The organism is Methanospirillum sp. (assembly GCF_028679455.1).
Classification (GTDB): Archaea; Halobacteriota; Methanomicrobia; order Methanomicrobiales; family Methanospirillaceae; genus Methanospirillum.
Map to the genome: position 1 here is coordinate 1 of NZ_JAJRBM010000195.1, position 13,924 is coordinate 13,924.

Genomic DNA, 13,924 nt, shown 5'->3' on the forward strand with positions numbered 1-13,924 from the left:
TTACCCTGACCTAATGAACCGGAGGAGATCAGGATAGTCTCATTTGTCCGGGTATTTTTTCGGAAAATATCAGAATATCCATTTAGATCCTCATTGACCAGATCATGAGCAACTGAAGAGAAGACTACATATGTTCCATCTTCACTCACCATTGAATCCTGTGATGCACCACTTACCTGATTGCCATTACTATCTGTTGATACACGGATGATCTGATCTGAAGACCTGTTCCACAGAAAAATATCAGAACATTCGTTGGTATCCCCAGGTACAATATTTCGGGCATATGAAGAGAAAGCAATGAACTTTCCATCCTCACTGATTGAAGGAGAACCTGAGGAACCATTTGCCAGTTCACCTAAGAAACCATGGGAGATCAGGATTGTTTTACTGGTTATCTGATCACAGAGATAGATCTGGGTCTTCCCGTTCGAACCGGCAGGAGTCAGGTTACCTGCACGTGATTCAACCGTGATATATCGACCATCACCTGAAATTGAGGGGTGATTAGAGGGGTTGTCTGCAGATGAGCCATCAGGTGAACGCGAAATCAACGAGGTTGTACCGGCTGAAACAGGAGTATCTCCGATACATGCGACAATGGAGCATATAATAAGAATCAATATGAGAAAACCGGAGATAGATCTCAATAGATAACCCCGCCGGAATATCCAGATGATAATGTCCTTTGAATCAGTGATGATGCCCCAACAGGAGGTTTGATCTCCAATGTAAACGTTTCCCCTGCATCAGGGCCGTTTACATTTAATGTAACCTGTATTCTGTTACCTGGAGCCAACGTCCCTGATAACCCGGATTCGAGTTGTTGCACCTCCCCATCATTTACGGTGTAGAGAAAAACAACCTTTGAAAGATCTATAGCTTGGCCCCCTTCGGGAACGGCTAGATAGAATGTAAGTTTGGTCAATGGGCTGCCATCACCATACAAATATCCATCTAGAACAAGATTTGAGGTGCTTTGTTTAATACCGGAATACGTGATCTGGGAATTATATGAGGTAAAATCCCAGTAAACAAGAATTAACCCGCCGGAATATCCAGAATTAATTGTTCCTAGGATGAGGATTGGTTGGCAATTAGCCGGGATTATTTCAACTGAAAAAGACTTCCCGGCACCTTTTTGAAATGAAACCGGGATCTCTATTTTCATCTGGGTCTTATCACCAGGATTCAGAACATCTGCCGGGGTAAATGAGGTACTAGTACTAGAAAGAACAACAGGAGCATCTGAATAATTATTCCAGATGATCTTTGCCTTTGTTAGATCAACTGATGAGTTACCGGAATAAGGAACAGCTAGCGATATCGTGAGGTTTGTTAGATTCCCGTTACTCCATCCTCCATAGCACTGCCCATTAATAGTCAGAAGGGAATTTGTTTTTTCAGGTAGTTGAGGAGTTGTAAAGAGAGTGCCAACCTTTCCGGTATGGTATGGAATCGTCTCAACCATCTCAGTTGGTGAAGAGAAACCGACCGGAAGCATCTCCAGTTGAATCTTTCCGGTTTCTCTGATCTTTCCACTTACATTACATGCAATGTCAAATAACTCCCCGTATTCTAGATAATCATCAGAGTCTCCCTGAACTTTCTGGAACACCGTCCAGTTACCGGAATCGGGATAGACGAGGCCGCCGGTTTTCTGATATCCAAGGATTAACAGCGACGTTCCTGTATCTATCCGCATCACGATGTGGGAGAGATCCACTTCAGGAGATCCTGCAGATAACCGGACTGGAATCTGAATATACGTGTAATTCTCTCCAGCATCCCTGATGATCTGTGGTGAACCATCGACCTGAAGAAAAGAGGGAGTTTGAAGTTGATCAGAGTGCGGTGCTGCTGCACTACAGATCTGAAAACATGCCATGGAGAGTAGAAGCAATATTCCCACCAAAAAATATCGAGACATCAGTAAATCACCCCACCGACATATCCTGAAGACAATGTTTTAGAGATTATTGTGCTGCTTCCGACATCGGGCATTATTTCCAGAGTAAACGACTCTCCACCAGATATCCGGCCTTGACCAGAGCCTATGGTCAGATTAACGCCATACGTATCTCCACTTGCGAGAATCTTGCCGTCAGGGATATCAGAGACAAGTCTGACTGGTAGCATCTGATTTGTGCTTGACCAAAGGAACTCAGCCTTTGACAGATTCAGCGGTAAAAAACCTTCAGGATTGATTAAGTAAATTTTTATTTTTGATAACTTCGCAGATTCAATGGTGCCATAGATGTACCCAGAGAGGACAAGTTGCGGCTCAAGGTATGAACCTGGATACAGAAGGGTAGTATTGGTTCCCTCATCGGAAAAATACCCGTTTAAGTAATATCCTCGTCCGGTATCAGGAAGTAACTGGAGAGTAAAAAGCCCGCCTGATATTATCCTGTTCTTCGGAACGAGTGTAATATCGACTATCTCACCATTCGTTAAAATTTTATCACTGTCTCCTGCCAGAATTCCTGATACATTCCATTCTCCTTGTGAAGCTGACTCTGCGGAATAGTTCAACCACTCTGTTGATTCATTTGTAGAATACGAGAACTTCACGTTCGTGAGATCAACAGGATTTCCACCGTCAGCCAGGGAGAGATGAAGAAGGATCTTCTGAAGTCTGGCATCCTGTACAACACCATACACAGCCCCGACAAGTTCCATGGCACGCTCCTCATGAATTAGAGCAACAGGGTGATTTGTTGAAGGGATTGAAAGTGATAACTGCGTGGTATTTTCTGCAAAGAGAGGAACAGAACCAGCAATTACAGCAGATTCACTGTCCACGGGGATAATCTGCAGATGAGCCGAATCACCGCCACGGAACGGATGTGACAAGTGCAGATTCAGAACCCACAGTTCCCCTTCCTCAAGCAGATTATCTGAATCACAAAATAAACAGGTCTTATTCCATAAACCAGAAGAACCACTCTGGTCGTACTGGAGAATCATCTGGGTACTGGCATTACTGGTAACCATCAGACAGTTACTCATGTTTACCGGTGCATGCCCGGCTGTCAGACGGAACGGAACTTCAATCTGTGACACCTTGCCAGATTCATGAGAATCATACCCGTAGACATTCCCAAAAGACTCAAAGTCGTAAACAGGATCTGCAGAACTTTTCAATAATGGAGTTACCTGAGAAACAAGTGATGGAACAGTGAGACCTAAAGAGACTGGAGCAAAAATTCCGGTATCAACAGTTATCGAGATCCTTGAACCCGGGGTTATCGGGGATTCAGGCATGATATATATTGTGCCAATCTCTCCCGCCTGAATAATCGGAGACCTCCCGTTCGGTGAGATGTTCCATCTTCCCGGAGTAAGGAGTCCTGAGAAATCAGATGCTGGAGTCAGTTGTGAGATGCCTGAAGGGGTTGATAAATAAAATGAAGTATGGGTCAAATCCACTGGATTATCCTCTGGTGAACGGAGAAAGAGTTGAAGCATTGTAATATTTGTTGGATGAATGGCTCCTCCAAAACCTGTTACATCACCAGCAATCATCTCAATACTATCATTTGAATCAGAATCTGATAGAGCGAGACCCGGAGCAAAGCCACATACTAATGCCAGACCTATAAGAAAAGACAGAGCCCGGGGTGAATTAATAATCATAATCACACCATATTGGGTAAAAAGTCAAATTATTGAGAAATTTACTCCTGATTACACATGTACACCAATATAACTCCATCATACCCCCGACTAGGAATGTCCACAACCAGACACAGTTAAGATTATTATTGCGTACACAATATTAAACAAATCGATTGAGTTTTTGTTAAATAAATTCTGACACAAATTTATTTCGGATAATTTATGATCAATAATTATTCGCTGAAATCATTCCGATCTAAACCCAAATACATAAAAATAAAGCGATCAACTATTAACCCTGACTGATATTCGATGATCGGCCACTGGCCGCTGATTGTTATGATAAAAAATTTATCCCAGGTTGATATCTCCCGAAAAAAGATCCTCCTCCGGGTTGACTTCAATTCACCGATTGACCCACAGGCAGGAGTGATCCTTGATGACAAACGCTTCAGGGAACATCTCAAGACCATTCAGGCGCTCAGGGATGCGATCTGCATCATCATCACCCATCAGAGCAGACCGGGAAAGAAGGACTTCACTTCACTCGAAGCACATGCAAACCGTCTGCAACAGCTTTTGGGAAAACCGGTCACCTTTATCGATGATATATTCGGCCACACCGCCCAGGATGCAGTCAGAAATGCAAAACCAGGCGACGTGATTATGCTTGAGAATGTCAGGTTCAATGCAGAAGAGAACCTGAAACTCAACGGCGAGGAATCTGCCAAGACCCTGCTCATCAGAAAACTCTCACGAATGGGCGATATTTTTGTGAACGATGCCTTTGGAACTGCTCATCGTTCCCAGCCGACAATAGTGGGCCTTCCTGAAGCGATGCCATCATATGCAGGTCTTTTAATGGAGAAGGAGATTACAAACCTCTCACGGGTCTTTGAGGGAGCTCCAAGGCCGGTCACCTTTGTCCTAGGAGGCACAAAAGTTGATGATTCTATCGATGTGGCTCACCATGTGCTCTCGAATGGAATCGCAGATCGGGTTGTAACCATCGGTGTAGTGGCAAATATTTTCCTCGCTGCCCAGGGAGTTGCAATCGGCAAGCCATCAGCAGACCTGATTACCCAACTCGGATATGATAACCAGATCGAAATAGCGAGAACAATTCTCGATGAATTCGGCGAAAAAGTCTTTGTTCCTGAGGCAGTTGCGATCCGCAAAGATGGCCTCCGCGTAGAAATACCGGTTGATCAGATCCCTGAAGACTGTCCAATCCTCGATATCGGGGGAACAGGGCTGAAAGAATGTCTTGATATCCTTCGAAACTCTCATACAGTGGTTCTGAACGGACCGGCAGGACTCTTTGAGGAGGCTGATTTCGCACTCGGAACGTACGAGATCATCAAAGCAGCGGCAGAAGTCAGGTTCTCGGTAGTAGGCGGCGGACATACTGCAGCAGTCATAGAAAAGATGGGGTATGACAATAAGTTCACCCATATCTCAACCGGTGGCGGTGCCTGTATCGAGTTCCTTACCGGAAAGAAACTCCCTGCCATTGCAGCACTCGAAAAGAGTGCTCATAAATTTCAATAACCCTCTTCTTCTCTCCTGCTCGATTCAAATAGTCACGTTCATTCCTACAGAAAATAAAACCTGATAGAGAGTCCGTGAACTGAATGGGAAACGAGACAATAGCACTTACTCATATAGCCCTATATGTGACAGATCTTACGCGGAGTATACCATTCTACCGGGATATTCTTCATATGACGGTTTCAGATCCGATCTCACTCAAAGAACAGTCAACCGGACTGAGATACGGGCACTCCCTGATCACACACGGACCCTCTGTTGTACGGAACCTGATCAGCAGGGCAAAACCGGCTGCATATCAGCATATGTTCACTGATATCTGCCATTGCAGTACCGCAGATGGTACCGTAAGTCTTATTCTGGTCCAGCAAACCCATCCGGAGAAGGGTTATACCAGATCGGTCACCGGAAATACAGTATACGGGTTTTCATGTCACCTTTCACCTGACATCGATCTCGATGATCTGGCATGGGATATGGATATCGCAGATATTCCATTTCAGCATGGAGATACGGGAACTGACGGGTTGGAATATTCTCTGAATGCTGAACATTCACTTTTCATCAGGGATCCTGATGGCCGCATGATAGAACTTGTCCCCTCATCCAAGAATGGAGAATTTCTTACCGGAATCAAATCTGCATTCCTCTATGTGAATGATATCCAGGCAAGTAAAAAATTTTATACCGAAACATGCGGTCTGACCGACATCACTCCTCCTGCTATAGCCCAAAAAGACTGGAAAAAGAGCATCATCTGGATGGGGACCCCGGGAGGAACACCGGTACTTGTGCTGTATCAGGTTATGAATCCTGACGGAACCCGGATTGAGGCTGGTGGATACGGGCTCGATCATCTTGGCCTGTCAGGAATATCAAAAGGAAAAGAAACCATTTCAGAACCGGGATGCGTTACCATACACCCACCAAGGAATGGAGGTTTTAGTACATATCTGGAAGATCCAGATGGGTACCTGATCGAAATGAGGATGTAATGCTGAAGATCAGCTCTAATCTTCAGGTTCAAGATACAAGCCACTTTCTTCAGCCTTCATTCTCCGCTTCATCTTCTCGAGCTCCAGGGGTGTTGGAACCTTGGTCAACGGATCTTTCCGGGTGAGGGAAAAATACGTGATGAATAAAAGCATGATGACCGCAATCAGCAGGGCAAAATCAAGACCTGATAGTAATCCTGCCAGAAATCCGATAAGTGTAAGCAGGACAAGACTGAAGACCAGTACCAGGCTCCACATTTTCAGTCCCATAATCGATTAAACAATGTATTGGATGGCACATAAAATTTATCTGTACAAGATCTTCAGCGGTATCCTACTCATCAGATTGTAGAAATTTCAGTCACGCGGAAATAACCGATATCAGACAGGAAGACCATGACCAGCCAAAAAGTAGAACCGATATGGAAGGTGGTAGCAGGCCATGGATCTCATATCAAAGCAACTCGTGATATGCTATCGATCCAGAACCGAGGGATAACCCAGGAGATTCCCCTTTCAGCTCTTGATCATCTCCTGATTATAGGTGGACACCATATCCAGACATCTGCGATTACCACACTTCTAAACAACCAGATTTTCATCTCATTTCTGGAATCTGACGGTGAACCTGCAGGATACCTCAAACCATACGGATATACTCAGGACGATACCATCAGGGAGAACCAGAATCATGCCTCACCGTTTAGTTACGCCCTTATTTTTGCAAAAAGTGCTGCACGGGAACGAATTCTGACAATTGAGAGATGGAATGAAGAGGGGGATGGAAAGATCCTCTTCAGTGGTGAACTGGATATTCTGGATCAGGCAGTCCGTGAACTTGACAGCCTGATTAAGATCGAAGAGATCAGCAGGGTAGACCGCCTCATCAGGGATATGTACTATGAGATCATGAGCAGGTTGATCACTCCGGACCTGATTTTTAAACGAAGAAGTGGCAGACCATACCGGGATCCGGTGAATGCTATCCTCTCATTCGGTTATGCGATGCTCACTGCTGACTGTACCAGATCACTCATCGGTTCACACCTGGATCCGGATCAGGGGATGCTTAACCGGGGAAAACGTTCACTGGCAACCGACCTTGTAAACTGCTGGAAGACCAGAATGATAGATCTCGTCACGCTTGATCTGATCCACAAAGGGCGGGTTACACCTGATTCGTATGAATGCGGAGAAAAACGATGCATTCTGGCAGAACAACTGATACAAGATCTCATTGATCTCTACCAGTTGAGTATCAGACACGATGTCATCGAGACCCAGGTCATTACTCTGATCAAGGCACTAAACGGAGAAACTCCGTTTGAAATTCATCGATTTTAAAAAAAAGTTATTGCTGACGTGGCCGGGCCGGGCTGACCCCGATCCGTACGCCTCTGATCTCAGCCCCATCAAGCCGGGAGATAACCCGGTTTACATAGGAAGACGGCACCTGAACAAATGAGTATGCCGGGTACATCTGGATATCCCCGACTGCCCGCTCCGGCATATTACATGCAGATGAGACTGCATACACAATATCTCTAGGACTAAACCCATCTTTTCTCCCTGCTGAAATAAAGAGCCGGGCTGAACCAGGTTGTTCAGAAAACTGATTTTCAGGGATTTCATTTGCACCAGAAGAACCAGAATAACTTTTTTCTTTCAGAAATGCGGCTGCCAGTTGAATTGGATCATACCCTTCTGCGATCAGACCCTGGATTACTTCCTGATACTTGGTAAGGTCTTCAGTGCTGATGACCGTTTTTATCTTTGAGATCGTCTCTTGTGTTCTTGCTTCTGCTATTTCTGCAGCAGTCGGAATGGACATCCGGTGCATATGAGAGTTGGTCTGCCGCTGGATGTCTTTCATCCTCCAGCGATCACGAGGCATGACAAAACTGACCGACTTTCCACCTTTTCCGGCTCTGGCTGTTCTCCCAATCCGGTGAACATAATACTCGATATCCTGGGGAAGGTCATAGTTGAAGACCATCTCAACATCCTCAACATCAATCCCACGGGCAGCTACATCACTGGCGACAAGAATACTGATTGATCCTGAACGGAATCCGCCCATCACCCGATCTCGTTCACGCTGCTTCATATCCCCATGAAGAGCTTCGGCCTGATACCCTTGAGACTTCAACTTGCTGGCAATAACATCCACCATACGCCTGGTGTTTGCAAACACCAGTGCCTTTTGGGGGACATGCTTATCGAGCAGTCTGAAAAGGGCATCATCCTTTGCTGCCTCAACCAGTTCAATGTAGTACTGATCAATGCCCGGTCCGGTCAGTTCCTTGTGTGCGATCCTGACCATTTCGGGATCGCGCTGATACCGGCGGGAGATCTGGAGGATCGGTTTTGGCAGAGTTGCGGAGAATATAACAGTCTGTCGTTCACGGGGGACATATGAAAGAATGCTTTCAATGTCAGGTCTGAATCCCATGTCAAGCATCTGGTCAGCTTCATCAAGAACAACCAGATGAACCGATGAGAGACTCAAGGTAGTGCGCGCGATGTGATCCAACACACGACCCGGAGTTCCGATGCAAATATGAATACCGCGTTTTAATTCTCGTATCTGTCCGTCAATCGCCTGTCCGCCATATATCGGGAGTACATGTATCTCTTTTCTGTATTTGAGAAGGCGGGAATATTCAGCAGCGATTTGAACGCAAAGTTCTCTGGTTGGACAAAGAACAAGGACCTGAACCTCTCTGACTTCTTCCTTGCAGCGCTCAATACCAGGGATTGCATATGCTGCAGTCTTCCCTGTACCGGTTTGAGCCTGGCCGGCAATATCCTGCCCGGCCATAAGGAGTGGGATCGCCTGCTTCTGAATTGGCGTGGGTTCTTCAAATCCCATATCAGAGAGGGCGCGAAGAATAGGTGGTGAGAGATCTAGGTCCGAAAAAGAGGATATAGTCATCCCACATGATGGGACTCTCCGACATAAATATGCACGGATGGTTGGAGGTCGGCTCCAGATGTATGATATCAGTGTCGATCTCCATAGGTATAATTTTTTGGAATTTATCCTGAAAAATGAATTTTTTACTTGATTGTGAAATATATCAACATGACATTTATTATTTAAACATGCGCATTATACAAAATACAGGAAAATTAAAATATAAAAATAATAAAATAAAAATTACGAGAGGATCGGATTAATACAATCGAATATCTCGGTCTCAAATTTCTTTGCTACTACTTCAGTTGCAGACTCGATATATAATCTTACCAGAGGCTCAGTTCCTGAAGGACGAATCAGTGCCCAGGCATCAGGCCGATCAATCCGAATACCATCAACAGCGTTGATCATGTCAGAAGCAAACTTTTTGTTCACCGCATCGAGCAATAATTTCGCTTTATCGGTGTGAAACTTGTGCTTTAACATGACTGAAGGAGGAAGATCATCAACCAGCGTGCTAAGAGCCTGCTTTTTCATGGACAACAGATGAACCATCATCGCTGCGGTCATTCCACCATCACGACAGAACTGATGATCCGGATAAATAAGACCTCCATTACCCTCACCACCAAAGACTACCGGTTTCCCTTCATCCAGCAGTGCCCGCATCCGTCGTGCAACGTAAATACTCCCGACCGCGGTATAGTCAACCGTACAGGTATTGCGACTGCCAATCTGCTCAATCAACCTTGAAGAACTGACTGGCGTGACAATAATACCTGATTTTCCTGTACAGACTGCATCTGCAATAAGAGCAAACTCCTTATTCTCCTCGACAAAACGCCCTTTATTATCAATAAAAACAGCCCGGTCTGCATCCCCATCATGAGCAATCCCAAATGCTGCCCCCACCGAACAGACCAGATCTGCCATAGGTGCCAGACCTTCTTCTGAGGGTTCCGGATTTCGTGCAGGGAATCTGCCATCCGGTTGCGCATTAATTGTCAGAACCCGGCACTTCAGTTGTGAAAGTATTGCTGCAGTAGTCCGGTATGCAGCTCCGCAGCCTGCATCAATCACGACGGTCATACCTTCTCCAATGCCGGCAGGAACTTTTGAGACAACTCCCTCCACATACTCCTGAACCAGATCGGGAGCTGAACGTTCGTTTCCTACTGCTTCCCATCCTTTGGCAGAAAAGGTACCTGAAAAGACATGATCCTCAATGGCTATCGAGTTATCATCGTCCATCTCAGTCCCATCAGACTCGATAACCTTGACCCCGTTATATTCGCCTGGATTATGCGACGCGGTGATAACAATCCCGGCATCGAAGTGCTCTTTGACGATATACTGAAGTCCCGGAGTTGGCAGAATCCCGCAGTCCACCACATTGCAGCCAACTGCCATGAGCCCTGCTTTTGCAGCTGCAATGAGAGCCGGCCCTGAAGTCCGGGTATCACGTCCTACTGCCAGAGTTCCCGGGCGCATGCTCCCGACTGCCATTGCTATCTTCATTACCAGTTCGGGAGTCATCAGTTCCCCAACGACTCCTCTGACACCATTTGTTCCAAATAACTGTTTTTTCTTTGCTTCTGCCATGATCATCACATCAAATCAGACTCGGAATCCGGTATTTCAGGCTCTTCACCTTCAGATCCATTCTGATGATCTGCCTCTTGTGTTTGTTTGCGTCGTTTCTCTAGCTTTGCCTGCTGTTGCTCTTCCCTGAGTTTGAGGAGCCGGGCTGATGCTTCGGCAACCTGTCGCATAATACCGGTCACCTGGTCCTCTATCTCAATCTCTTCATCAACACCGATAGCGGTACTTTCAATCTCAAGAAGGAACCTGGCAACCTCACTCGCCTCAAAGAGCAGATCGTCAAGTTCTTCAGGAGTATAAAATCCGCACATCGCTCCATAAAGAAAAGTGGCACCCGCTTTGTTCACTTTTTTCTTAAACGAACTTCGTGCCTGATTCACCGCCTGGGGCGAGTAAGTACCAGTCATAAAAGGAACCAGTTCAGGAAGATTTCTGCCGATAAAGGTCATCTCTGCACCGGAAGAAGTCTGAAAATCTGCACAGAGACGCGATATCGCCCATTCCCGCGCGGTAATAAAGGTTCTTTTCCGAAGAAATTGATTGACCTGCAGATAAGAGGCTCCATCCACCTTCTTGAACTTATGATACTTGCCTGGATCATGTGAACGATGCGCCAAATCCATTCCATTACCATACGCCGCAAAATAAGATAAGATCCACTGATACCATGATGATCAGCTAGGCAGGTATACTGGATTTATTAGCTGGGAGTGATAACATATAGAAGGTTCTTCGGAACCAGTATTCTGCCCAGATAGTGTAGTGGCCTATCATGTCGGCCTGTCACGCCGACGACTCGGATTCGAATTCCGATCTGGGCGTACCAATTTTTTCCATTCTGAACACAAGTGGATAGTTCAGAACTTTCCAAAGATTATGAATCCTGACTTTCAGGTGTACGATAGCATCCTTCAGGAACCACGATCTCAAACCGGGCTCCGGTTCCGTATGTGCCGGTTTCCCTGATCGCAATCCCAGTGATAGACAGGATTTCTCTGACCAGAAAGAGGCCAAGGCCGGTGTTCTTCCCATACCCCCGCTCAAAGATCCGATCCTTCAGTTCATGGGGAATACCGGAGCCATCATCATCAAAGATGATGAGAACCTCCTGGTCTTTTTGAATATATGATGCAGTAATCCGTGAGATCTGACCACCATGCCGGACCGCATTGTCAACCAGATTATAGAAGACACGTTCAAGAAGAGGGTCAGCATAGATCATCAGACCATGAAGTCTATTTTCAAGGATGCCATCAGATAGAAGACCCTGATCTTTAACATGGTCGAGAAGTTTGCTGATATCCCACCATTCAGGAGCGTGAACACCCATATCCTGGTAATCACCGGTAAACTCGATCTGATCCCTGATCGCTAATGCTGCTTTTTCCAGCATATCGATCATCTCATCCATCTCCTGATCTGTACTCATCTTCTTTATTATCGGGAGAATGCCAAAAAATACCGTGATACGGTTGCGGATATCGTGCCTCGTGATACTAGAAAGCAGATTGAGTTTTTCATTGGTCCTCATCAGTGCTTCCTCAACCAGTTTCCGTGAACTGATATCGCGAATACTTTGTATGGCTCCAATCAGCCTGCCCTTTGCATCATATAAGGGATTCGCCACCACCGAAAGATACATCGGACCATTCACCGTATCTGCCAGGAACTCTTCAACCGAGAGCGTCCCGTCATGACGGGTCAAACCTGAGTACTGCGCTTCAGCAGGTAACTCAGGATGCAGGACAAAGTTAAGGAGCACAGGACGTTTATATCCATAAAACGGGATTGCATACTCATACTGACCTCTTCCTATGATATCATCAGCTTTTATCCGGGTCAGTTGTTCCATCGCTGAATTCCAGAGAATCACCCATCCATCTTTATCAACTACAAAGGTAGCATCAGGAAGACGGGAGATAACATCCCTGAGCTGGCGGTGCGACTCCCGGAGAGATTCACTCTCCATGAGTATCTTCCATGCCAGCCTGTGCTCAGTGATATCCTGCACATTCAGGATCCAATATGGATCTCCCCGTTCAGGATCAGGAATAACGGTGAGATCGTTCAGGGTAGGAAAGGAAGTCCCATCGCGATGCAGATGCTCGGCTTCAAAGACAAAATGACCAAATAATTCTGCTTTCCGTAAGTGTCCGGGAAAATCTTTCTGGAGATCTGGTGAAAACAGGGAGAAAACCGGTATCGTTACGATCTCTTCAGGAGTATACCCGTGCATTATCGCATAGGCAGGATTAATGACATCAACCTCATCTTTCGACCCGGTCATGATACCAGCCCGGGTATGCTGGACGATATCTGCAAGTTTCCGTTTTGATGCTTCCATTTTCCTGCGTTCGGTGATATCGATTGCAAATCCCCGAAGACCAGTTACGATATCATTTTGTCGGGTCTGAATGGAATATATCACAATGGGAAAACGGGAGCCATCACGACGAATAGCGGTATACTCATGATCAATAGTTCGTTCCCCATTCAGAATGCGACCCATATTTTCAATAAATCGTTCTTTTTCGGCTGGAATGATAAGATCCTGAGCATAGAGGCCACGCTCCATATCCTCACTCTGGTATCCGGAGATCTGAAAGCCGACCCGGTTTAAAAAAGTCAGACGCCCGGAACAGTCAACCTCAAAGACAAATTCGGGAAGTGAGTCTGCCAGTTCGCGATACTTGTGTTCGCTCTCTTCAGTTCTTTTCAGCGCTTCCAGGAGCTCTGCTTCTGAACGGGTAACCTGATCAAAGACCGGAGTGAGTGCATGAGCTAGTTCTGATAGTTCATCTCCACTGGTAAACAGTGAGTCCTCAACCCCGTTTAATGAGGTATTCCTCGTCCTGGCACGGGAGATAAGAATCGAAAGTCGTTTTAATACCAACTGGTCCATGAGGATCAGCGTTGTCACGATGAAAAGCAGCCCGATAATAATAAGAATAGCAACAAAGCTCACGATGGTCGAAATACCCTGATGATAGATACTACGATCACTGGTGACCACAAGAAGAAACGGATTGGTTCCGGTAATGTCACTGATCGTGATAGAACTCTGAATTGTGTCAGGGCTTACCATTGAGAACGTAATCCGGGGATCCGTAGAATTAATTGCACTGATATATTCTCCACCATGAAGTGATAAAGCCGGGTCTGTCGCACTTGCCGGTAATACCGAGAGGTTGAGTGAAGTTACACCCGAAAGCTGGTGAATTTCAGCAGGACTCAA

11 protein-coding genes and 1 tRNA gene are annotated in these 13,924 nt (G+C 45.9%); 4 read left to right on the forward strand and 8 right to left on the reverse strand.

Features of this window, described 5'->3' with window-relative positions; genetic code table 11:
- The 3 genes from LUQ50_RS06490 to LUQ50_RS06500 all read right to left on the reverse strand — a co-directional run.
- Nucleotides 1–623 (reverse strand): hypothetical protein (locus LUQ50_RS06490; RefSeq protein ID WP_300037948.1); only part of this gene is annotated, 623 nt, incomplete at its 3' end.
- Nucleotides 624–646: 23 nt separating this feature from the next.
- Nucleotides 647–1,930 (reverse strand): hypothetical protein, encoded by a 1,284-nt coding sequence (locus LUQ50_RS06495; RefSeq protein ID WP_300037951.1) that lies wholly within the window; start codon nt 1,928–1,930, stop codon nt 647–649.
- Nucleotides 1,930–3,639: a hypothetical protein gene (locus LUQ50_RS06500; RefSeq protein WP_300037954.1), complete on the reverse strand. Its 1,710-nt coding sequence runs from the start codon at nt 3,637–3,639 to the stop codon at nt 1,930–1,932. The genes LUQ50_RS06495 and LUQ50_RS06500 overlap by 1 nt, the downstream gene beginning before the upstream one ends.
- Before the next feature lie 321 nt (nt 3,640–3,960).
- Between LUQ50_RS06500 and pgk the strand changes: the two genes are divergently transcribed.
- Nucleotides 3,961–5,172 (forward strand): phosphoglycerate kinase, encoded by a 1,212-nt coding sequence (gene pgk, locus LUQ50_RS06505; protein ID WP_300037957.1) that lies wholly within the window; start codon nt 3,961–3,963, stop codon nt 5,170–5,172.
- An 83-nt stretch (nt 5,173–5,255) separates the two neighbouring features.
- Nucleotides 5,256–6,167 carry a VOC family protein gene (locus LUQ50_RS06510; protein ID WP_300037960.1) on the forward strand — a complete coding sequence of 304 codons (912 nt, stop codon included), beginning with the start codon at nt 5,256–5,258 and terminating at the stop codon, nt 6,165–6,167.
- A gap of 15 nt (nt 6,168–6,182) precedes the next feature.
- On the opposite strand, the gene LUQ50_RS06515 is transcribed toward LUQ50_RS06510, so the two are convergent.
- Entirely contained in the window at nt 6,183–6,437 is a 255-nt protein-coding gene (locus LUQ50_RS06515; protein ID WP_300037963.1) for a hypothetical protein, read from the reverse strand.
- 126 nt (nt 6,438–6,563) lie between these two features.
- Between LUQ50_RS06515 and cas1 the strand changes: the two genes are divergently transcribed.
- Nucleotides 6,564–7,511 carry a CRISPR-associated endonuclease Cas1 gene (gene cas1 / locus LUQ50_RS06520; protein ID WP_300037966.1) on the forward strand — a complete coding sequence of 316 codons (948 nt, stop codon included), beginning with the start codon at nt 6,564–6,566 and terminating at the stop codon, nt 7,509–7,511.
- Between the two features lie 7 nt (nt 7,512–7,518).
- On the opposite strand, the gene LUQ50_RS06525 is transcribed toward cas1, so the two are convergent.
- The 3 genes from LUQ50_RS06525 to LUQ50_RS06535 form a co-directional block, all read right to left on the reverse strand.
- Complete coding sequence (locus LUQ50_RS06525) at nt 7,519–9,102, reverse strand: DEAD/DEAH box helicase (protein ID WP_300037969.1); 1,584 nt, start codon at nt 9,100–9,102, stop codon at nt 7,519–7,521.
- A gap of 225 nt (nt 9,103–9,327) precedes the next feature.
- The gene (glmM, locus tag LUQ50_RS06530; protein WP_300037972.1) at nt 9,328–10,689 is read right to left on the reverse strand and encodes a phosphoglucosamine mutase; all 1,362 of its coding nucleotides are present in this window, start codon (nt 10,687–10,689) and stop codon (nt 9,328–9,330) included.
- A 5-nt stretch (nt 10,690–10,694) separates the two neighbouring features.
- Nucleotides 10,695–11,312 carry a DUF5806 family protein gene (locus LUQ50_RS06535; RefSeq protein ID WP_300037974.1) on the reverse strand — a complete coding sequence of 206 codons (618 nt, stop codon included), beginning with the start codon at nt 11,310–11,312 and terminating at the stop codon, nt 10,695–10,697.
- 125 nt (nt 11,313–11,437) lie between these two features.
- Between LUQ50_RS06535 and LUQ50_RS06540 the strand changes: the two genes are divergently transcribed.
- Nucleotides 11,438–11,510 (forward strand) — tRNA-Asp (locus tag LUQ50_RS06540).
- 53 nt (nt 11,511–11,563) lie between these two features.
- Here LUQ50_RS06540 and LUQ50_RS06545 read toward each other — a convergent pair.
- Nucleotides 11,564–13,924 (reverse strand): PAS domain S-box protein (locus LUQ50_RS06545; RefSeq protein WP_300037976.1); only part of this gene is annotated, 2,361 nt, incomplete at its 5' end.